This is a genomic window from Tropicibacter oceani, from assembly GCF_029958925.1.
Classification (GTDB): Bacteria; Pseudomonadota; Alphaproteobacteria; order Rhodobacterales; family Rhodobacteraceae; genus Pacificoceanicola; species Pacificoceanicola oceani.
The window spans coordinates 1,071,373-1,091,396 of sequence record NZ_CP124616.1 but is presented as its reverse complement, the minus strand read 5'-3'; the positions used below and the strand labels follow the sequence as shown (position 1 = coordinate 1,091,396).

The window sequence follows — 20,024 nt, the reverse complement described above, 5'->3', positions numbered from 1 at the left end:
CGCGCTCCCCGGGATATTTAGGGCAATTGGAAGCAGCGGGCCAGCCGGGGTCAGATCCTTTCAAGGGCAAGGCGGCCAGCGAGCCCTGCGAAGATCGCCGCAAAGGACCGGTTCAGCCAGCGCATCACGCGGGCGCTGCCCAGCAGCCAGTCGCGGGCCTGCGCGGCAAAAAGGCCGTTGATCACAAAGACCGCAAAGGTCAGCGCCATGAAGATCGCCCCCAGCAGGGCCATTTCGGCGGTGGCGGTTTGCGGGGTGCCCGAAAGGAAGGGCGGCAGGAGTGCGAGGAAGAAGATCGACAGCTTGGGGTTCAGGATGTTGATCAGCGCGCCGCGCCTTGCGATGCGAAAGGCGGGGTCGGGCCGGGCCTCGGCCGAGACCGAAAGCGCGCCGCCTTCCTTCAGTGACTGCCAGGCGAGCCAGAGCAGGTAGGCGACGCCCGCCAGCTTGACCAGCGTGAAGAGCAGCGCCGAGGTGTGCAGCAGCGCGGCAAGGCCAAGGGTGGCCGCCAAAAGGTGCGGCACGATGCCGATGGTGCAGCCCAGCGCGGCAGCGATGGCGGCGCGGCGACCCTGCCCCAGACCAATGGCCAGCGTGTAGAGAACACCGGTGCCGGGGGCGATGACCACGACAAACGCGGTCAGAAGGAATTGGAGAGAGATCATCGGGGCCCCGGGGTTGCTGCGGCGCAAGGGCAGCGTACGGTGCCGCAAGGATTTGCCAACCCTGAAACCGCATAGTCATCCGTGCTGCAGCGCCGAAGATGACTTTCAGGGATGGCCCTGTGCCATCCGCCCAAGACGATCGCAGGGACGGCCCATCGCGCCGCCCCGCCGGGTGCCCGGGGATTTACGCCCACCGGGCCATGTCTGCCCCGTCGGGGCGCGGCGCCGATCTTCGCCAGGTTCAAGAGGGTCCATCAGGGACCAAGTGGGCAACGGCCCGAACCCCGACCCCGCCAGCCTTGTTGCTGCGCGGGGCGGGATCCGTTGCTGCGCCCTGTCCCGGGCTTGCCCCGGAACCTCTGCCCCCGGGCCTGCCGCTGGACGAAAGTTTTCAGGCGGGATGGCGCGGCGGCTGTAGACACCGATCTTGACGGGATCGGGCATGCCAGGTCTCCGCCAAGGTCAATGAGCAGTCCGGGGATATGGCGCTTGGTTCCCTGTCCGCTTTCGCCTGTGGCGAAGGCAGGAAAGAGGGGCCAGCCCCTCGCGCTCCCCAAGATAGCTAGCGGCGCAAGGTCAAGTGCAGAGGCACTGAAAACGCCGCAGCGACGAGTGCCGTGGCCAGAACCAGATCGGGAATGCCGAAGGCGGTGTAAAGCGGATTTGCGCAGTCCATGCTGGCAAGACCAAGCGCCGCCAGCGCCGCGCCGATCGTGGCGATGAACAGGACCGTTTCCAGCCGGGTGATGGCACGCGAAAACCGTGCGAGGCGCAGGAGCGCCGGCAGGGCCAGAAAGAAGAAAAGCATCATGAAGGCATCATCATAGCCGCCGGAACTCATCAAGTCGCAGCAGTAGAACGGGCCGTCAGCGGATCGCGCGGCGAACCCGGGCGAGAGTGCGTCGTAGCCCGTTCCCAGCCCAGCCGCGACCAGCAGCGCCTGAGCATAGACGAAAGAGAGTGCCTGCCTTGTCATCCCGGTTGACGCAGGACCCGCGGCACCTTGAATTCGACGTTTTCCTGCGCCGTTTCAACCAGTTCGACTGTCACGTCGTAGCGGGCGCGAAAGGCCTCGATGACCTCGTCGATCAGCACCTCGGGGGCGCTGGCGCCGGCGGTGATGCCGATGGACTTGATGCCGTCGAGGGCGCGCCAGTCGATGTCCGTCGCGCGCTGCACCAGTTGCGCATAGGAACAGCCCGCCTTGCTGGCGACTTCGACCAGACGGCGCGAATTGGACGAATTGGGCGCCCCCACCACCAGCAGCGCGTCGCAATCCGGCGCGATGGCCTTGACCGCCTCTTGCCGGTTGGTGGTGGCGTAGCAGATGTCTTCCTTGTGCGGGCCGACGATGGCCGGAAAGCGCGCCTTTAGCGCCGCGACGATATCGGCCGTGTCATCCACCGACAGGGTGGTCTGCGTGACGAAAGCCAGCCTTTCGGGGTCACGCACCTGCACATGGGCCACGTCATCGGGGGTTTCGACAAGCAGGACCTCGCCCTCGGGCAGCTGGCCCATGGTGCCGATGGTTTCGGGGTGGCCCGCATGGCCGATCATGATCATCTGAAGCCCGTTTTCGGAATGGCGCGCCGCCTCGATATGGACCTTGGACACCAGCGGACAGGTGGCATCGACATAGATCATTTCACGCCGCGCCGCCGCCGCGGGCACCGATTTCGGCACGCCATGGGCAGAAAAGATCACCGGGCGGTCATCGGGGCAATCGTCCAGTTCCTCGACAAAGACGGCGCCCTTGGCGCGCAGATCATCCACCACGTATTTGTTGTGCACGATCTCGTGGCGCACATAGACAGGCGCGCCCCATTTCTGCAGAGCCATCTCGACGATCTTGATGGCGCGGTCGACACCGGCGCAAAAGCCGCGCGGGGCGGCAAGGTACAGGGTCAGGGGCTGTTGGGTCATGGCGCGTCTCCTTGCCCTTTGGCAGGTAATGCCAAGCCGCGCTCAGGTCCAGCCCCGGATCACCAGCCTGTGACTTGCCTTCCAGCGCTGGAACGCAGGCAAGGACCGCAGCGCGCAAAACAGGGAGAGAACATGCGACACAGGACATGGACAGGACTATTCGCGGCATGCACCGCGCCGATCTGGGCCCAGGCGGAGACGGCGGGTCTGTTGCCCTATGACGATGCGGCCCGGGTCGCCGCCGGCCAGCAGGTCTATGCCGATTTCTGCGCCAGTTGCCATGGCGCAGAGCTGGAAGGGCAGCCCGATTGGCGCGTCGCCGATGCCGACGGCTATCTGCCCGCCCCGCCGCACGATGAAACCGGCCACACCTGGCACCACCCCGACACCTTGCTGGTGCAAATCGTCACCCACGGCACCGAGGCGCTGGCCGGCGGGACCTACAAATCAAACATGATGGGCTTTGCCGAAACCCTGAGCGAAGACGAGATCCTGAACGTGCTGGCCTATATCAAAAGCACCTGGCCCCAAGAGGTGATCGACATGCACAACGGGATGAACGCGCGGGCCATGGGCGGCAACTAGGGCGTCACACGGCGCCCTGCGCGGCGGCGGTGATCCAGGCCAAAACGGCATAGCGCCCGGTCTTGGCCAGGGCCACGAGGCCAAGGAAAACCCACCACCTGGTGCGCATGATCCCCGCGATCACCGTCACCGCATCGCCAAGCGGCGCCCAGCTGAGCAGCAGCGTCCAGACTCCCCAGCGCGCGTACCAGCGCTGCGCCCGGGCCAGTTGCGCCTGGGTCACCGGGAACCAGCGGCGGTGGCGGAACCGTTCGATGCCGCGCCCCAGAACGTAGTTAACCACCGATCCCAGGGTGTTGCCGATGCTGGCCGCGACCAGGATCGCGCCCAGCGGCACTTTGCCCGAAAGCTGCAAGGCGACAAAGACGAATTCGGACTGGAACGGCAACAGCGTCGCAGCCCCGAAGGCGGCAAGAAAAAGGCCGCCAAGTGCGGCGGCCCCCTCCAGAATATCCAGGGTCATGTCAGATCTCTCGTCCCCACGAAAATCCTCGACTCCCTCGATTATTTGCCGGAGGCGACCTCAAAGGGGCGCTCCACCGGGGTTTCCCGCGGCGGGCGGCCGATGACGTCGCGCAGCTCGTCCAACTCGATGAAGTTGTCGGCCTGGCGGCGAAGTTCGTCGGCGATCATCGGCGGCTGGCTGCGGATGGTTGATACAACCGAAACGCGAACACCCTGACGCTGAAGCGATTCAACCAACGGCCGAAAATCGCCATCGCCCGAGAACAGCACGATGTGGTCCACACGCGGCGCAAGCTCCATCGCATCGACCGTAAGTTCGATGTCCATGTTGCCCTTGACCTTGCGACGACCCTGGCTGTCGGTGTATTCCTTGGCCGGTTTCGTCACCATGGTGAAGCCGTTGTAATGCAGCCAATCCACCAGCGGCCGGATCGGCGAATACTCGTCATTTTCCAGCAAAGCCGTGTAGTAGAAGGCCCTTACCATCTTGCCGCGTCGCGCGAACTCCTGCCGAAGCAGTTTGTAGTCTATGTCGAACCCGAGTGCTTTGGCGGCTGCGTACAGATTCGAGCCGTCGATGAACAGCGCAAGCCGTTCGTCTTTGTAAAACATAAAATGTCCTTCCGTACAAAACAGGCTGCCCACAAAGCGTGAGTGAGAAATACGGGGCAAACCTGCATCCAAGGTAGAGAATTTCACCTTGCGTTCAAGCCCAATAACACCCCCTAAGGGATAGTATGACCCCATCTTTAGAACAAGAAATCGTCATTGCGCTGGGCTCCAACCTGGGGTCGACAGCAGGTTCCCCGACGGCAACGATCGCGGCCGCCCTGCTCGCGCTGAACAGCGCCGGGGCACGCTTGCGCCGCGTCAGCCGGTTTTATGCAACCCCCTGCTTTCCCGAAGGCGCCGGGCCGGATTACGTCAATGCCTGCGCTGTTCTGACGGGCCTTGGCAGCCCTGCACAGGCCCTGGACCTGCTGCACCAGATCGAATCGGATTTCGACCGCCAGCGCATCGCGCGCTGGGGCAGCCGGACGCTGGACCTGGACCTGCTGGCCATCGGCGATATCGTGCTGCCGGATCGGCAAGGCTTTGCGCATTGGCACGACCTGCCCGCCGCCGACCAGCGCCGCGTCGCGCCCGATCAGCTGATCCTGCCGCATCCCCGCCTGCACGAACGCGCCTTTGTGCTGGTGCCGATGTGCGATGTCGCGCCGGACTGGCGCCATCCCGTGCTGGGGCTGACCACGGCGCAGATGACCGCGCGACTGCCCGGTGCCCTGACCAGCGGCGTTGTGCCCCTATGATCAATTCGACCTTGTCAAGAGAATTGCGACGGGTTACACGACCATCTTCTGACGGCCCCGCAGGATATAGGAGCGCCCAATGGCCCGCGTTACAGTAGAAGATTGCGTCGACAAGGTTCCCAACCGGTTTGATCTGGTGATGCTTGCCGCCCATCGCGCCCGCGAAATCTCGGCTGGTGCCGCGATCACCGTGGACCGTGACAACGACAAGAACCCCGTCGTCGCCCTGCGCGAAATCGCCGAGGAAACCCAGTCCGCCGAGGAACTGCGCGAACGCCTGATCGAGTCGAACCAGACCCAGATCGAGGTGGACGAGCCCGAAGACGACGCCATGGCATTGCTCATGGGTGCCGAGCAGGACAAGCCTCAGGAGGACGACATGTCCGAAGAGAAGCTGCTGCGCGCGCTCATGGAGGCGCAGGGCCAGGGCTAACGCCGAAAGGTTGTAGCGGAATGATCGCTGCCGAAGATCTTGTTGCCCTCGTCCGCAACTACAACCCGAAGACCAACGAAAAGCTGATCCTCGCGGCCTATGACTATGGCCGCGAGATGCACGAAGGCCAGACCCGCAAGTCGGGCGAGCCTTACTTTACCCATCCCGTCGCCGTTGCCGCCATCCTGACCGAGCAACAGCTGGATGACGCCACCATCATCACCGCCCTGCTGCACGACACGATCGAGGACACGCGCGCGTCCTATTCCGAGGTTGCGGAAAAGTTCGGGACCGAGGTCGCCGAACTGGTCGATGGCGTGACCAAGCTGACCAACCTGCAACTGTCGTCCAGCGAATCCAAACAGGCCGAGAATTTCCGCAAGCTGTTCATGGCCATGTCCAAGGACCTGCGGGTGATCCTGGTCAAACTGGCCGACCGCCTGCACAACATGCGCACCATCAAGGCGATGCGCGCCGAAAAGCAGGTGCAAAAGGCGCGCGAGACGATGGATATCTATGCCCCGCTGGCCGGGCGCATGGGGATGCAGTGGATGCGCGAAGAGCTGGAAGACCTGGCCTTTCGCGTGCTCAACCCCGAAGGCCGCGCCAGCATCATCCGCCGTTTCGTGACGCTGCAAAAGGAAACCGGTGACGTCATTCACCGGATCACCTCTGACATGCGCGCCGAACTGGAACGCGCCGGGGTCGAGGCCGAGGTCTTTGGCCGCGCCAAGAAACCCTATTCGATCTGGCGCAAGATGCAGGAAAAGAAGATCGGCTTTTCCCGCCTGTCCGACATCTACGGCTTTCGCGTGATCACCCGCACCGAAAGCGATGCCTATACCGCGCTTGGGGCCATCCATCAGCGTTGGCGCGCAGTGCCGGGACGGTTCAAGGATTACATCAGCCAGCCCAAGACCAACGGCTATCGGTCGATCCACACCACCGTTTCGGGCCGCGACGGCAAGCGGGTCGAGGTGCAGATCAGGACCCGCCAGATGCACGAGGTCGCCGAAACCGGCGTTGCCGCGCATTGGTCGTACCGCGACGGCGTGCGCGCCCAGAACCCCTTTGCCGTCGATCCGGCCAAGTGGATCGCCGGCCTGTCCGAACAGTTCGACGCCGAGGAAGACCACGATGCCTTTCTCGAGGCGGTCAAGCTCGAGATGTATTCTGACCAGGTCTTCTGCTTTACCCCCAAGGGCGACGTGGTCAAACTGCCCAAGGGCGCGACGCCGCTGGATTTCGCCTATGCCATCCACACGCGGATCGGGTCGGGCTGCGTCGGCGCCAAGGTCGACGGCATCCGCGTGCCGCTGTGGACCCGGCTCAAGAACGGCCAATCGGTCGACATCATCACCGCCGAAGGCCAGGCGCCGCAGGCGACCTGGCTGGAGATCGCCCAGACCGGCAAGGCCAAGACCGCGATTCGCCGCGCCCTGCGCGAGGCGAACAAGGAACGCTTTGCCAAGCTGGGGCACGAACTGGTGCGCGCCGCCTTTGAGAACGCCGGCAAACGGGTCACCGAAAAGGCGCTGGAAACCGCCGCCCGGACGCTGCGGCTCGAGGATGCGGAAACCCTGCTGGCCCGCATCGGCAGCGCCGAGCTGACCGCCCGCGAGGTTGTCGAATCGGTCTATCCCAACCTGGCGATCAAGGATGATACCGTGATCGAGGCCCGGCGCGCCGTCATCGGGCTGGAACACGGGCAGGGCTTTGCCCGCGCCGACTGTTGCCAGCCGCTGCCGGGGGAACGGATTGTCGGGCTGACGCATCGCGGCAAAGGCGTGTCCGTTCACGCCATCGACTGCGCCACCCTGGCCGATTTCGAAGATCAGCCCGCCCGCTGGATGGACCTGCATTGGGCCGATGGTGTCCACCCGCCGGTCTACACGGTGTCACTTGAACTCACCATTACCAACGACGCGGGTGTGCTGGGACGGATTTGCACATTGATCGGAGAGCAAAGGGCCAATATCTCTGACCTGAAATTCATTGACCGGAAACCGGATTTTTATCGCCTGATGATAGATGTCGACCTGCGTGACGCAGAGCATCTGCATTCGGTGATGACCGCGCTCGAGGCCGAAAGCAACGTTGCTTCGGTCGAACGGCGGCGCGATCCGGGTCTTGCGGCGGCTCCGGCAGCGGCGGAGTGACAGGAAAGGCAAGGTATTGGTCTTCAAGCGACGCGATAGACGCCCGGTTCTGAAAGCCGTGCGGGAATTTCTCTGGCCGCGTGGCGGCTGGAAGCGCGCGGCGCAATATGTCCAGCATCGGTTGCACCGCCTGCCCGACCCGCCGCACCGCATTGCCCGCGGCATCTTTGCCGGGGTCTTCACCACCTTTACCCCGTTCTACGGCCTGCATTTCGTCATTGCGGCGCTGATCGCCTGGGTGATGCGTGGCAATATCCTGGCCGCCCTGCTGTCGACCTTTTTCGGCAACCCGCTGACCTATGTGCCCATCGGCGTCGCGGCCATGACCACCGGGCATTGGCTGCTGGGCATTCAGGGCCGCCCGCCGCGTCTGGAAGGGCACCACACCGGGCTGGCCGAGAAATTCGTCAAGGCCGGGCTGGACCTGTGGAACAACCTGCTGGCCACCTTCACCGGCGCCGAGGTCGACTGGACCGACCTGTCGATCTTTTACGACCAGGTCTTCTTTCCCTACATGATCGGCGGCATTCTTCCCGGCATCCTGTGCGGCACCATCGCCTATTACATCTCGCTTCCGCTGATCACCGCCTACAAGAACCGCCGCAAGGGTGTGATCAAGGCCAAGCTGTCCGCGCTGAAGAAAAAGAAAGAGGCCGAAGGCAAAAGCCGCGCCAAGGGCAAAGCCGACTGAGACCGGACACGCAAATGCCGCGCAAGGGCCCTGTATCGCTACAATTCTCGGCTTTCCTTCAGCGGCCCAGCACCTATGATTTGATCAAATCTCAGTCGATGCCCACGAGGGAATGCCCATGACCACCTATGCCGGACGCCTGCGCCTTGGCGTCAACATCGACCACGTCGCCACCGTGCGCAACGCCCGCGGCAGCGCCTATCCCGACCCGATCCGCGCCGCGAAGATCGCCGAAGAGGCGGGTGCCGACGGCATCACCGCGCACCTGCGCGAAGACCGCCGGCATATCTCGGACGCGGACATCGACGGGCTTATGGCGGCGCTCAAGGTGCCGTTGAACTTTGAAATGGCCGCGACCGCGGAAATGCAAAGCATCGCCCTTCGGCACAAACCCCACGCGGTCTGCATCGTGCCCGAAAAGCGCGAGGAACGGACCACCGAAGGCGGGCTGGAGGTGGCCAAGGACGAAAACCGGCTGGCACATTTCATCGCCCCCCTGCGCGAGGCGGGCTGCCGGGTGTCGATCTTCATCGCGGCCGACGCGCAGCAGATCACCGCGGCGCATCGCATCGGGGCGCAGGTGATCGAATTGCACACCGGCGCCTATTGCGATTTCCACGCCGAGGGCAAGTTTGCCCAACGCGACGCCGAGCTGGAGCGGCTGCGCGAGATGGCCAGTTATGCGCATGGGCTGGGCCTTGAGGTGCACGCAGGCCACGGACTGACCTATGAGACGGTGCAACCGGTGGCCGCCCTGCCCGAGGTGATGGAGCTGAACATCGGACATTTCATCATCGGCGAGGCAATATTCATGGGACTGGCCCCGGCGATCCACGAAATGCGCCGCCTGATGGACGAAGCGCGCGCCTGACGGTGACGAGCATTTGCGCCGAAACCTTCATTCACCCTGCGTGCGCCGCGAAACATGATCCCGGACGGGCCGTTTCGCGGCATGTGGCGGCCAAGGCAAAGGAGGCCTGCGCATGATCCTTGGCATTGGCACCGACCTGGCGAACATCGAGCGCATTGCGCGCGTTCTGGACCGTTATGGCGACCGCTTTCGCAACCGGGTGTTTACCGAGGTCGAACAGGCCAAGGCGGAACGCCGGCGCGATGTGGCCGGCACCTATGCCAAGCGTTGGGCCGCAAAGGAGGCCTGCTCCAAGGCTTTGGGCACCGGTTTGCGCATGGGGATTTCCTGGCGCGACATGGCGGTGTCAAACCTGCGCAGCGGGCAGCCGGTGATGACGGTCACAGGCTGGGCGGCGGATCGGCTGGCGCAAATGACCCCGCCGGGTCACGAGGCGATCATCCATGTCACCCTGACCGACGATCACCCCTGGGCGCAGGCCTTTGTGGTGATCGAGGCGCGCCCGATCGGCGGTTGACAGGGGGCTCTGCCCCCGCGCCTTTGGCGCTCCCCCGGGATATTTGGGGCAAATGGAAACACCGGGGTGGATCGCTTGACACCTGACGCGGGGGCGCTCATGTAGCGCGGGAGTATTGAGGCAAAGGGTTTGCGCATGGCCAGTGAAGACAAGAAGAGCGGCGGCATCGTCGAGACGATCAAGACTGTCGTCTATGCGCTGTTGATCGCGGGCGTCTTTCGGACCTTTCTGTTTCAGCCTTTCTGGATTCCCTCCGGGTCGATGAAGGACACGCTGCTGATCGGCGATTTCCTGTTCGTGAACAAGATGGCCTATGGCTATTCCTATGCCTCTTGCCCGTCGATCATCGCCCCGCGGTTCGGGATCAATATCGACGCGCAGGACATTTGCGGGATCTTTGACGGCGACAACAAGCGACTGTTCGGCGGAGAGCCGCAGCGCGGCGACGTCGTGGTGTTCCGCCATCCGGTGACCGGACGCGATTTCATCAAGCGGCTGGTCGGTCTGCCCGGCGACAAGGTGCAGATGCGCGGCGGCGTGCTGCAGATCAACGGCACCCCGGTGCAGCTGGAGCCTGCCGGCGTCTTCGAGGAGATCGCCACCGCGCAGGGGCCGCAGCGGCTGCGCCCGCGTTGCGAAAACGGCCCGGTTGGCGAGGGCGGCGTCTGCACCAAGACCCGGATGACCGAAACCCTGCCCGGCGGCGTGTCGCACAGCATCCTGAACATCACCACGCAGGGGTCGGACAACACCTCGGTCTATACCGTTCCCGAGGGGCATTATTTCTTTATGGGTGACAACCGGGACAATTCCTCGGACAGCCGTGTGCCCAATATCGCGGGTGGTGTCGGCTTTGTGCCCTATGAGAACCTGGTCGGGCGCGCGGATCGTGTGATGTTCTCGTCCGCCGGGCGCAGCATGCTGTTCTTCTGGACCTGGCGCAGCGACAGGTTCTTCAAAGCGATCCAATGAAGCTTTCGGCGGACCTGAAAGAGCTGGAGCAGCGGCTGGGCTATCGCTTTGCCCGGCCCGACCTGTTGCGGCAGGCGGTCACGCATGGGTCGATGTCCGGCCCCGGGCGCGAGGACAACCAGCGGCTGGAATTCCTGGGCGACCGGGTGCTGGGCCTGGTCATGGCGCAGGCGCTTTTGGAGCATGACAAGACCGCGACCGAGGGCCAGCTGGCCCCGCGGTTCAACGCCCTGGTGCGCAAGGAAACCTGCGCCGATGTCGCGCGCGAGGTGGATATCGGCGCGGCGCTCAAGCTGGGCCGCTCGGAGCAAAAGACCGGCGGGCGGCGCAAGATGGCGCTGCTGGGCGACGCGATGGAGGCGGTGATTGCCGCCGTCTACCTGGATGGCGGCTTTGATGCGGCGCAGGCGCTGACCCTTCGGCTTTGGGGCAAGCGCATCGCCAATGTCGAGGACGACGCCAAGGACGCCAAGACCGCGCTTCAGGAATGGGCGCAGGCCCGCGGCCTGGAACCGCCCCTGTACCTGGAAACCGCCCGTTCCGGCCCCGACCACGCGCCCGTTTTCACCATCGAGGCCCGCCTGAGCACAGGCGACCAAGCCGAGGCCACGGCCAGCAACAAGCGCCAGGCCGAACAGGCCGCCGCCAAGGCACTGCTGGCGCGGGTCCGTCAGGCAAAGGCCTGAACCGCCCCTACTTGCTGTTCTCCAAAGATCCGGCGCGCATCGTCGAACTGCCCGGCAAAGGGGCTGGGCCGCGCATTGCGCACCGACGGCTGGGACACAGGCTCAGCCGGTTGTGGCGCGGGGCGCGGGCTGGGGGTGGGGCGCGTATTGCCAGCGGGCCGGGCGGCGCGCTTGGCGGTTTCAGCCTTGTCTTGGGCGTTCAGGGCGCTTTGCACGCGCCGGTGCAGCACCGACAGCCTGTCATAGGCGTCGTTGACCGCCATCAGGCGGCGCGTCGCCTCTTGTGGTGATCCGTACCAGACATCCGGGTGATAGGTCTTGACCAGTCGCCGCCAGGCCGCGCGGATCGTGCTGAACTCATCCTTGGGCGAGACACCCAAAAGCGTGTAGGGGCAGGTCTGTTCAGTGCGGCGGGGCATGGCTGTCATCCATCAAGGCTGTGCATCGGTCTCCGCCCTGGCCCGCTGCCCCCGCGACGGTCCAAGGATGGAATAAGGCATAACTTTGGCATGAATTTTAGGAAAGCCACATTCTTGCCATAAAGTTAACGCGCGCCCGCCCCAATCGGAGCGCCATCGCATGGCTGTTCGACCCGAACTTTCCCCTGTAGCAAGGGTGCATAACCGCGAAGGACCGGGGATGAGCGACAATCTCAAAGGCAGTCTTTTCATGATGCTGGCCATGCTTGGCTTTGGCATCGAGGACGCATTTTTCAAGGCGGCCACCGGGTCGGGCGGGGTGACGGCGGGCATGGGCACCGTGCAATTCGGCCTGATGGCGATGCTGACCTATGCCCTTTATGCCCGTCACAAGGGCGTGCCGCTGTGGGATGCGGCCTATCTGCAAAGGGGTCTGCTGATCCGCACCGCCTTTGAAATCTGCGGGCGGCTGTTTTTCGCGCTGGCGCTGGCCTATACGCCGCTGTCGACCACATCGGCCATTTTGCAGGCGGCGCCGCTGGTGGTGATGCTGGGGGCCGGTCTGATCCTGGGTGAAAAGATCGGGCCGCGCCGCTGGGCGGCCATGGCGGTGGGGTTCCTAGGGGTGCTGCTGATCATTCGGCCATCGCCCTCGGGGATCGAGGCGAACGCCATCTTTGCGCTGCTGGGCATGATCGGCTTTGCCGGGCGCGATCTGGCGACCCGCACCAGCCCGCCGCATGTACGCTCGGCGCAGCTGGGGGTGCTGGGCTTTGGCGTGGTGACCTTTGCCGGCTGCGTGATCCTGGCCTTTGAACCCGGTGCGCCCCGCCTGCCCGATGGCCCCGCCGCGTTGATGATCTGCGGCACGGCGCTGGCGGGAGTGGTCGGCTATACTGCCCTGACCGCCGCGATGCGCACCGGAGAAGTGTCGGTCGTGGCGCCCTTTCGCTATTCGCGGCTGATCATCGCGCTTGTCATCGCCTATGCCGTCTTTGGTGAACGCCCGGATGCGATGACCCTGGCCGGGGCAGCGTTGATCGTCGGATCGGGGACCTATTCGCTCTGGCGTGATGGCAGGGCTGGCGCGAGACGGCGTTCCGGGGTAAAGGCAGAACCTTGATCTTTAGGACTTGACCCATATGACCACACGCGCCGGTTTCATCGCCCTGATCGGAGAGCCCAACGCAGGCAAATCCACCCTGACCAACCGCATGGTCGGGGCCAAGGTTTCGATCGTGACCCACAAGGTCCAGACCACCCGCGCCCGCATTCGCGGCGTGGCGATGGAGGGCGAAAGCCAGCTGGTTTTCGTAGACACCCCCGGCCTGTTCAAACCCAAACGCCGGCTCGACCGTGCCATGGTCGCCGCCGCCTGGGGCGGGGCCGCCGATGCCGATATCATCGTCCTGCTGATCGAGGCGCATCGCGGCATTTCCGAGGGGGTCAAGACCATCCTCGCGGGCCTGCGCGAACTGCCCAAGGGGCGCAAGATTGCCCTTGCAATCAACAAGATCGACCGCGTTCAGCCCGATACCCTGCTGGCCCTGACCCAGCAGATGAACGAAGCCTTTCCCTTTGTGAAAACCTTCATGATCTCGGCGGAAAAGGGGCGCGGTGTCGACGACCTGCGCAAATGGCTGGCGCAGGAATTGCCCGAAAGCCCCTGGCTCTACCCCGAGGACCAGATCGCCGATCTGCCCCTGCGGATGATCGCCGCTGAAATCACCCGCGAAAAGCTGACCCTGCGGCTGCATCAGGAACTGCCCTACCAACTGACGGTCGAAACCGAAAGCTGGGAAGAGCGCAAGGACGGCTCGGCCCGGATCGACCAGATCGTCTATGTCGCCCGCGATGGTCACAAGGGAATCATCCTTGGCAACAAGGGCGAAACGATCAAGGCAATCTCAAAGGCCGCGCGCGAGGAACTCGAAGAGTTTCTGGGCCGCAAGATCCACCTGTTCCTGCAGGTCAAGGTCCGCGCCAACTGGCTTGAGGAAAAGGAACGCTATTCGGAAATGGGTCTCGATTTCCGCGATGGCAACACCTGATCCGTCATGCCCCGCCTGACCGCCCGGTTCTGGGTCGATGCCTACCTGACGCGCCTGCGCCTGTATGACATACCGGCCTTTGTCACCGCCCATGGCGACGACACCGCCGGCGCGGTGCTGGTGAAACTGGCGACGCTGGACGGCAAGGCCACCGCCTTTACCCGGCAATTCAACCTGATGACCGGCGAACAGGGCTGGGTCGAACTGGCCAAGGGGCCAGAGCCCGAGGTTGACGGCTCAATCGCCCGCCAGCGCGGCTTTGACCCCGACCTCTGGGTGATCGAAGTCGAAGACAGGCAAGGCCGCCACCTGCTGGACCAGGACGGCCTGGCCACCTGATCCCGACATCCGCCCCGCGCGCCCGCAGGAGCCCCCGGCCAAAGGCGGGGGCGACAGGCCTGCGCGCGCGAAAGCGCGCTCCGCGTAACAACCGCTTGCCAGCCGGACGCCACGACGCCACCTTGCGGGCATGGAATGGCGCGATACCGGTATCCTTCTGAGCAGCCGCAAACACGGCGAAAGCTCTCTGATCCTCGAGGTGTTCACCCCGCGGCATGGCAGGCACATGGGCGTGCTCAAGGGCGGCACATCGCGCAAGATGGCGCCGCACCTGCAACCGGGGGCACAGCTTGACCTGACCTGGAAGGCCCGGCTTCAGGACCACATGGGCGCCTTCACCGCCGAACCCGAACGCTCACGCGCGGCGCAGGCCATGGGCAGCCGGATCGCCCTGGCCGGGCTGAACGCGACCCTTGCCCTGCTGTCCTTCTGCCTGCCCGAACGCGAACCGCACCCGCCGCTCTACCAACGCAGCGAAGCGCTGCTGGACCTGCTGGATCAGCAGGCCCTCTGGCCCCTGGCCTACCTGCGCTGGGAACTGGCCCTGCTCGAAGACCTGGGCTTTGGCCTGGACCTGACACGCTGCGCTGCCACCGGATCGACCGACGATCTGGCCTATGTCTCGCCCAAATCCGGGCGCGCCGTGTCACGGGCGGGGGCCGGCGCCTGGGCGGACCGGCTGCTGCCGCTGCCCCCGGTCCTGCGCGGCCAGGGCGATGCCGCGGATGCCGAAATCCTCACCGCCCTCGGCACCACCGGCTTTTTCCTCGAGCACCGGCTGGCGCCGCAACTGGGTGAACGCCCGCTGCCCGCCGCCCGCGGCGCGCTGGTCGACCTGCTGGCGCGCCTCGCCGCCGCGGAAGGCTGAGACCAAATGCCAACCCCGGCCGACCGCGTGCACCCTTTCCCCACCCGGATTAAACGGCTAGGTAGTCAAGGATGATATGGACCTTGCCAAATATCCTGACCGTCCTGCGCCTGCTCGCTGCCCCCGGCGTCGCGGTCATGTTCCTGTATTTCCACCGCCCCTACGCGGATTGGGCGGCACTGATCCTGTTCCTGACCGCCTCGATCACCGATTGGTTCGACGGCCACCTGGCGCGCGCCTGGAAACAGGAAACCAAGATCGGCACCATGCTTGACCCCATCGCCGACAAGGCCATGGTGGTGATCGCCCTGATGGTCATCGTCGGCTATTCCTCGATGTCGCCCTGGCTGGTGCTGCCCGCCACCTTCATCCTGTTCCGAGAGGTCTTTGTATCGGGCCTGCGCGAATACCTCGGCGACACCGCCGGCACGCTCAAGGTGACCAAGCTGGCCAAATGGAAGACCACCCTGCAAATGGTCGCCATCGCCGTGCTCTTTGCCCAGGGCGTCTTCGAACACTACTTTGGCATGTCGGTCTATGGCATGGACAGCCCGATGATCGACGGTATCCTCGCCGGCCAGATCGAAGACACGCTGGCCCTGCGCTGGAAATACGCCGGCATGATCTGGGCCGGCAACCTCGGGCTGGCGCTGCTCTGGCTGGCGGCGGCCCTGACCCTGATCACCGGCTGGGACTACTTCCAAAAGGCCCTGCCCTTCCTGAAAGAGGAACGCTGAGATGGACGTTCTCTATTTTGCCTGGGTCCGCGAACGCATCGGCATTCCCCGCGAACGGATCGAGACAAGCGCGAAAACCGTCAACGACCTGGTGGCCGAACTGCGCAGCCGCGACCCGCGCTACGACGCCGCCTTCGCCGACCTCTCGGCGCTGCGCGTCGCCATCGACCAGGACCTGACCGACTTCGACGCCTCGATCGAAGGCGCCCGCGAAGTGGCCTTCTTCCCGCCGATGACCGGGGGCTGACATGCGCATTCTCGTCCAGGAACCGCCCTTCGACTTCGGAGCCGAGGCCGAAACCTTCGCCTCCGGACGCCACGACATGGGCGCCATCGTCACCTTCACCGGCATCGTGCGCGACCTGGCCAGCGGCGACCTCGATGCCATGGAAATCGAACACTACCCCGGCATGACCCAGAAGGCGCTGGAAAAGATCGCCGCCGAGGCCATGCAGCGCTGGTCGCTGGGCGACGTCCTGGTGATCCACCGCTATGGCCGCATGACCCCCGGCGACAAGATCATGATGGTCGCCACCGCCGCCCCGCACCGCAAGGATGCCTTCGAGGCGGCCGAATTCCTGATGGACTACCTCAAATCCCGCGCCCCCTTCTGGAAAAAGGAACACAGCGGCCAGAACGCCGACTGGGTCGCCGCCAGGGACGAAGACGAAGCCGCCCTGACTCGCTGGTAATCAGCGTCCCGTTTCTTTGTGCCGCAAATATCCCGGGGGGCGCGCAGCGCGGGGGCAGCGCCCCCTCTGCCCTTGCCACAGGCGGCACGCGGTCATATTCTTTGACCAATTGACAAGGTGATCCATGCCCTTCCGCCCCGTCCAGTCCGAGAAACTCTCGACCGCCGTTGTCCGCCAGATCGAACAGCTGATCCTGCGCGGCATCCTGCGCCCGGGCGAACGCCTGCCGGCGGAACGCGCGCTGGCCGAACAGCTGGCGGTGTCGCGCCCCAGCCTGCGCGAGGCCGTGGCCGAATTGCAGGACCGTGGGCTGCTGACCAGCCGCGCCGGGGCCGGCATCTATGTCACCGAGGTCCTCGGCAGCGCCTTTTCCGAGGCGCTGATCCAGCTTTTCGCCGGTCACGACGAAGCGGTCTTTGACTACCTGTCGTTCCGGCGCGACATGGAGGGGCTGGCCGCCGAGCGCGCCGCAACCCACGGCACCGACACCGATCTCGCGGTGATCCAGCAACTGTTCGACAAGATGCTCGCCGCCCACGGCAAGCGCAATCCCGATGACGAGGCCAGCCTCGACGCCGAATTCCATCTGGCCATCATCGAAGCCAGCCACAACGTCATCATGCTGCACATGATGCGCTCGATGTACCAGCTGCTGCGCGAAGGCGTGTTTTACAATCGCAAGGTCATGTTCCGCCAGCGCACCACGCGAGAGGCCTTGCTGGACCAGCACCGCGCCATCAACGACGCGCTGCAGGCGCGTGATGCTGCTGCGGCGCGCAAGGCGGTCGAGGATCACCTGACCTATGTCGAAGCCGCGCTTTTCGCCGACCGCAAGGCCAGCGCGAACGAACACATCGCCCGCCAGCGCTATGAACGCGAAAAGGCGCGCGGCTAGGCGGCGGCCGCCGCCTCGATCGCGGCGCGCATGCCCTGCGCCCGCATCACCTCCAGGTGCCCCCGGACCAGACCCAGCCATGTATCACTGCCCTGCAGCGTTGCGGGCATGAAACCCGGCAGCGCGGCCAGCGCCCGGATCACCGCGTCGGTGTCGCGGGCCCCGTCCAGCGCCTGTCTGATTTCCTCGGCGCGCGGGTCGCGCAGGTCAAAATCCGCGCCGCCGTCCTGCACCCCCAGCGCAAAGCGCATCCAAGCGGCGCAGGCAAAGGCGAAGGGTTCAGGCGACTGGCCGCGCGCCATCGCCTCCAGCGCCGGGGCAAAGATCCTCTGCGGCAGTTTTTGCGTGCCGTCCATGGCGATCTGCCGGGTTTCATGCGCCAGGTGGGGGTTTTCGAAACGGCGGCACAGCTGTTCGGCATAGCCCGTCAGATCGACCCCCGGCACCGGCGCCAGGGTCTGCGCCGCAGCGTGCATATGCCGCCGCACCAGCCGCGCCAGCGCTGCATCCTGCATCACGTCGCGCACATGGCGGTGCCCGGCAAGAAAGCCGGCATAGGCCAGCATCGAATGCGCCCCGTTCAGCATCCTCAGCTTCATCTCTTCGTAGGGTGTCACGTCCGCGACAAACAGCGCACCGCCCGCGTCCCATGCCGGGCGCCCGGTGGGAAAATCGTCTTCGATCACCCATTGCCGGAACCGTTCGGTTTCGACCGCTGCGGCATCGTCCTGGCCGGTCAACGCAAGGGCCAGCGCCCGTGTCCCGGGCCCGCTGGCGGGGGTGATCCGGTCAACCATGGTGGCAGGAAAGGCAACCTGCGTACGCAGAAGCGGCAGCAAGTCGGGGGCGGTTTCGGCGGCAAAGCCTTGCAGCAGGGCGCGCAGCATCCGGCCATTGTCCGGCAGGTTGTCACAGCACAAGACGGTAAAGGGCGCGATCCCCGCCGCGCGCCGCTGCGCCAGTGCCCAGACCAGCAGGCCGGCCGCACCGATCGGCTGGCAGGGGGTGGCAAGGTCGTGGGCGATGGCCGGATGGCTGCGGTCGATGCCGCCCGTGGCGCGGTCAAAACCATAGCCCTTTTCTGTCACCGTCAGGCTGACGATTCGGGTCGTGGGGGCACAAAGCGCCGCCAGCACCGCCGCGCGGTCATCCTGCAGTGACAGCGCCCCCGCCAGCGCGCCGATCACCCGCGTCGAGGTGCCGGTGGAATCGCGTTCTATGACGGCAAAGCGGTTGCCCTGCGCCTGCAAGACCTGCGCCACCTCGGTGCTGCGCAGGCTGACGCCGATGATCCGCCAGTCGCCGCCCGCAGCGGCCAGCGCATCGTCGGTATAGACCGCCTGATGCGCCTTGTGAAAGGCGCCCAGACCCAGGTGCACGATCCCCGCGCCATGGGCCTTTGGATCATAGCCCGGCAGCGCCGCGCCCCCGGCCCCGCCGGTCATGCGCCGATGCGCGGTTCAAGCGCCGCGATCACGCCGCGCAGTTCGGCCAGCCCCTTGAGCCGCCCGATCGCCGGATAACCCGGCTGCGCCTGCCGCCCAAGGTCGTCCAGGATGTCCTGACCATGATCGGGGCGGAAGGGGATGTTGCAATCCGCGCGCCCCGCAGCGCGGCGGCGGGCCTCTTCTTGCAGGGCGGCCTCGACCACGGCGACCATGTCGGTATGCCCGCCCAGATGCTCGGCCTCGTAAAAGGAGCCGCGAATATCGTCGCTTTCGCGGTGCACGTTGCGCAGGTGCAGGAAATGCACCCGGTCGCCCAGCCGCTGCATCATGCCCGGCAGATCGTTGTCGGGCCGCGCGCCCAGCGACCCGGTGCACAGGGTGATGCCATTGGCAGGGGTGTCGACCGCCTGGATCACCGCGCGGTAATGCGCTTCGGTGGACATGACGCGCGGCAGGCCCAGCAGCGGCACGGGCGGATCGTCGGGATGGCAGCACAGGCGCAGGCCCAACCGCTGGGCCACCGGGGCGACCTCGCTCAGAAAGTCGATCAGGTGCTGGCGCAGCCGGTTTTCGGTGATGTTGTCGTATTCGGCCAGGTGGTCGCGCACCTGTTCGAGTGAAAAGCTCTCGGCGGCGCCGGGCAGGCCAAAGACGACGTTGCGCGCCAGTTGCTGGCGGCGTGCGTCATCCATCGCGGCAAAGCGGCGGGTGGCCTGATCCTGCAGGGCGGCGTCATAGTCGGCGGCGGCCTGCGGCCGGTTCAGGATGTGCATGTCGAAGGCGGCGAAATCCACCAGGTCAAAACGCATGCAGGTGGCGCCGTTCGGCATGGCAAAGCCAAGATCGGTGCGCGTCCAGTCCAGCACCGGCATGAAGTTGTAGCAGATCACCTCGATCCCGGCGCGGGCCAGGTTTTCAAGGCTGACCTTGTAGGCGGCGATGTGGTCGCGCCACGCGCCTTTCTGCTTTTTGATGTCCTCGGACACCGGCAGGCTTTCGACCACGTCCCAGCCCAGACCAGAGGGGCGGCCATCGGTCATGCGCGCAACCTCGGCCTGCCGTTGGGCGATGGCGTCGGCGGTCCAGACCGCCCCGGTGGGCACATGATGCAGGGCCGACACCACCCCGCGCGCGCCAGCCTGCGCCACGTCGTCTATGGACACCCTGTCCTTGGGGCCAAACCATCTCCAGGTCTGATGCATCGCGGTCCTCCTTGGCCTTGCCGTTACCTGACACCTTATCATCCGGCAATTCAGTTGACTAGTATGGAAGTATGGTACAGCGTGACAAGGGGAGAT

At 65.1% G+C, this 20,024-nt stretch carries 25 protein-coding genes; 17 read left to right on the top strand and 8 right to left on the bottom strand.

Annotation, left to right across the window (positions count from 1 at the left end):
- Nucleotides 1-50 precede the first annotated feature (50 nt).
- The 3 genes from QF118_RS05225 to ispH all read right to left on the bottom strand — a co-directional run bounded on the left by QF118_RS05225 (nucleotide 51) and on the right by ispH (nucleotide 2,588).
- On the bottom strand, nucleotides 51-665 hold the full coding sequence (locus tag QF118_RS05225; RefSeq protein WP_282301588.1) for a LysE family translocator: 615 nt from the start codon (nucleotides 663-665) through the stop codon (nucleotides 51-53).
- A 562-nt stretch (nucleotides 666-1,227) separates the two neighbouring features.
- Nucleotides 1,228-1,641 (bottom strand): hypothetical protein, encoded by a 414-nt coding sequence (locus tag QF118_RS05220; RefSeq protein WP_282301587.1) that lies wholly within the window; start codon nucleotides 1,639-1,641, stop codon nucleotides 1,228-1,230.
- Nucleotides 1,638-2,588, bottom strand: a complete 951-nt coding sequence (gene ispH, locus QF118_RS05215; protein ID WP_282301586.1) for a 4-hydroxy-3-methylbut-2-enyl diphosphate reductase — start codon at nucleotides 2,586-2,588, stop codon at nucleotides 1,638-1,640. The genes QF118_RS05220 and ispH overlap by 4 nt, the downstream gene beginning before the upstream one ends.
- Nucleotides 2,589-2,720: 132 nt before the next feature.
- On the opposite strand from ispH, the gene QF118_RS05210 reads away from it, so the two are divergent.
- The gene (locus QF118_RS05210; protein WP_282301585.1) at nucleotides 2,721-3,173 is read left to right on the top strand and encodes a c-type cytochrome; all 453 of its coding nucleotides are present in this window, start codon (nucleotides 2,721-2,723) and stop codon (nucleotides 3,171-3,173) included.
- Nucleotides 3,174-3,177: 4 nt separating this feature from the next.
- Here QF118_RS05210 and QF118_RS05205 read toward each other — a convergent pair whose 3' ends face one another.
- Together QF118_RS05205 and QF118_RS05200 are read right to left on the bottom strand one after the other, a co-directional pair.
- Nucleotides 3,178-3,636: a YqaA family protein gene (locus QF118_RS05205; RefSeq protein ID WP_282301584.1), complete on the bottom strand. Its 459-nt coding sequence runs from the start codon at nucleotides 3,634-3,636 to the stop codon at nucleotides 3,178-3,180.
- A gap of 41 nt (nucleotides 3,637-3,677) precedes the next feature.
- A complete protein-coding gene (locus QF118_RS05200; protein WP_282302412.1) occupies nucleotides 3,678-4,250 on the bottom strand; it encodes a LabA-like NYN domain-containing protein in 573 nt (190 codons plus the stop codon).
- Nucleotides 4,251-4,375: 125 nt separating this feature from the next.
- Between QF118_RS05200 and folK the strand changes: the two genes are divergently transcribed.
- From folK to rnc, 8 genes are all read left to right on the top strand, one after another.
- A complete protein-coding gene (gene folK / locus QF118_RS05195; RefSeq protein ID WP_282301583.1) occupies nucleotides 4,376-4,948 on the top strand; it encodes a 2-amino-4-hydroxy-6-hydroxymethyldihydropteridine diphosphokinase in 573 nt (190 codons plus the stop codon).
- Nucleotides 4,949-5,027: 79 nt separating this feature from the next.
- Nucleotides 5,028-5,381 carry a DNA-directed RNA polymerase subunit omega gene (gene rpoZ, locus QF118_RS05190; protein ID WP_282301582.1) on the top strand — a complete coding sequence of 118 codons (354 nt, stop codon included), beginning with the start codon at nucleotides 5,028-5,030 and terminating at the stop codon, nucleotides 5,379-5,381.
- A gap of 20 nt (nucleotides 5,382-5,401) precedes the next feature.
- On the top strand, nucleotides 5,402-7,540 hold the full coding sequence (locus tag QF118_RS05185) for a RelA/SpoT family protein (RefSeq protein WP_282301581.1): 2,139 nt from the start codon (nucleotides 5,402-5,404) through the stop codon (nucleotides 7,538-7,540).
- Between the two features lie 16 nt (nucleotides 7,541-7,556).
- Nucleotides 7,557-8,231: a DUF2062 domain-containing protein gene (locus tag QF118_RS05180; protein WP_282301580.1), complete on the top strand. Its 675-nt coding sequence runs from the start codon at nucleotides 7,557-7,559 to the stop codon at nucleotides 8,229-8,231.
- A gap of 118 nt (nucleotides 8,232-8,349) precedes the next feature.
- Nucleotides 8,350-9,102 (top strand): pyridoxine 5'-phosphate synthase, encoded by a 753-nt coding sequence (locus QF118_RS05175; RefSeq protein ID WP_282301579.1) that lies wholly within the window; start codon nucleotides 8,350-8,352, stop codon nucleotides 9,100-9,102.
- Between the two features lie 112 nt (nucleotides 9,103-9,214).
- Nucleotides 9,215-9,619 carry a holo-ACP synthase gene (gene acpS, locus QF118_RS05170; protein WP_282301578.1) on the top strand — a complete coding sequence of 135 codons (405 nt, stop codon included), beginning with the start codon at nucleotides 9,215-9,217 and terminating at the stop codon, nucleotides 9,617-9,619.
- A 135-nt stretch (nucleotides 9,620-9,754) separates the two neighbouring features.
- Nucleotides 9,755-10,591: a signal peptidase I gene (gene lepB / locus QF118_RS05165; protein WP_282301577.1), complete on the top strand. Its 837-nt coding sequence runs from the start codon at nucleotides 9,755-9,757 to the stop codon at nucleotides 10,589-10,591.
- On the top strand, nucleotides 10,588-11,277 hold the full coding sequence (gene rnc / locus QF118_RS05160; protein ID WP_282301576.1) for a ribonuclease III: 690 nt from the start codon (nucleotides 10,588-10,590) through the stop codon (nucleotides 11,275-11,277). Before lepB ends, rnc begins: the two co-directional genes overlap by 4 nt.
- Here the strand turns inward: rnc and QF118_RS05155 are convergent.
- Nucleotides 11,262-11,696, bottom strand: coding sequence for a J domain-containing protein (locus QF118_RS05155; protein WP_282301575.1), 435 nt, complete (start codon nucleotides 11,694-11,696; stop codon nucleotides 11,262-11,264). The two genes, rnc and QF118_RS05155, sit on opposite strands and share 16 nt — an antisense overlap.
- Before the next feature lie 220 nt (nucleotides 11,697-11,916).
- Between QF118_RS05155 and QF118_RS05150 the strand changes: the two genes are divergently transcribed.
- From QF118_RS05150 to QF118_RS05115, 8 genes are all read left to right on the top strand, one after another.
- Nucleotides 11,917-12,819, top strand: a complete 903-nt coding sequence (locus tag QF118_RS05150) for a DMT family transporter (RefSeq protein ID WP_282301574.1) — start codon at nucleotides 11,917-11,919, stop codon at nucleotides 12,817-12,819.
- 19 nt (nucleotides 12,820-12,838) lie between these two features.
- The gene (gene era / locus QF118_RS05145) at nucleotides 12,839-13,747 is read left to right on the top strand and encodes a GTPase Era (RefSeq protein ID WP_282301573.1); all 909 of its coding nucleotides are present in this window, start codon (nucleotides 12,839-12,841) and stop codon (nucleotides 13,745-13,747) included.
- Between the two features lie 6 nt (nucleotides 13,748-13,753).
- Nucleotides 13,754-14,086 carry a DUF1491 family protein gene (locus QF118_RS05140; protein WP_282301572.1) on the top strand — a complete coding sequence of 111 codons (333 nt, stop codon included), beginning with the start codon at nucleotides 13,754-13,756 and terminating at the stop codon, nucleotides 14,084-14,086.
- A gap of 130 nt (nucleotides 14,087-14,216) precedes the next feature.
- Nucleotides 14,217-14,954, top strand: a complete 738-nt coding sequence (gene recO, locus QF118_RS05135) for a DNA repair protein RecO (protein WP_282301571.1) — start codon at nucleotides 14,217-14,219, stop codon at nucleotides 14,952-14,954.
- A 71-nt stretch (nucleotides 14,955-15,025) separates the two neighbouring features.
- Entirely contained in the window at nucleotides 15,026-15,691 is a 666-nt protein-coding gene (pgsA, locus tag QF118_RS05130) for a CDP-diacylglycerol--glycerol-3-phosphate 3-phosphatidyltransferase (protein WP_282301570.1), read from the top strand.
- Nucleotide 15,692: 1 nt separating this feature from the next.
- Nucleotides 15,693-15,938 carry a molybdopterin converting factor subunit 1 gene (moaD, locus tag QF118_RS05125; RefSeq protein ID WP_282301569.1) on the top strand — a complete coding sequence of 82 codons (246 nt, stop codon included), beginning with the start codon at nucleotides 15,693-15,695 and terminating at the stop codon, nucleotides 15,936-15,938.
- A 1-nt stretch (nucleotide 15,939) separates the two neighbouring features.
- Nucleotides 15,940-16,383 carry a molybdenum cofactor biosynthesis protein MoaE gene (locus tag QF118_RS05120; protein WP_282301568.1) on the top strand — a complete coding sequence of 148 codons (444 nt, stop codon included), beginning with the start codon at nucleotides 15,940-15,942 and terminating at the stop codon, nucleotides 16,381-16,383.
- Between the two features lie 124 nt (nucleotides 16,384-16,507).
- Complete coding sequence (locus QF118_RS05115) at nucleotides 16,508-17,278, top strand: FCD domain-containing protein (RefSeq protein WP_282301567.1); 771 nt, start codon at nucleotides 16,508-16,510, stop codon at nucleotides 17,276-17,278.
- Here QF118_RS05115 and QF118_RS05110 read toward each other — a convergent pair.
- Both QF118_RS05110 and uxuA read right to left on the bottom strand, forming a co-directional pair.
- Nucleotides 17,275-18,723: a mannitol dehydrogenase family protein gene (locus QF118_RS05110; protein WP_282301566.1), complete on the bottom strand. Its 1,449-nt coding sequence runs from the start codon at nucleotides 18,721-18,723 to the stop codon at nucleotides 17,275-17,277. The genes QF118_RS05115 and QF118_RS05110 overlap by 4 nt on opposite strands.
- Nucleotides 18,720-19,928: a mannonate dehydratase gene (uxuA, locus tag QF118_RS05105; RefSeq protein WP_282301565.1), complete on the bottom strand. Its 1,209-nt coding sequence runs from the start codon at nucleotides 19,926-19,928 to the stop codon at nucleotides 18,720-18,722. Before uxuA ends, QF118_RS05110 begins: the two co-directional genes overlap by 4 nt.
- Nucleotides 19,929-20,024: the final 96 nt, after the last annotated feature.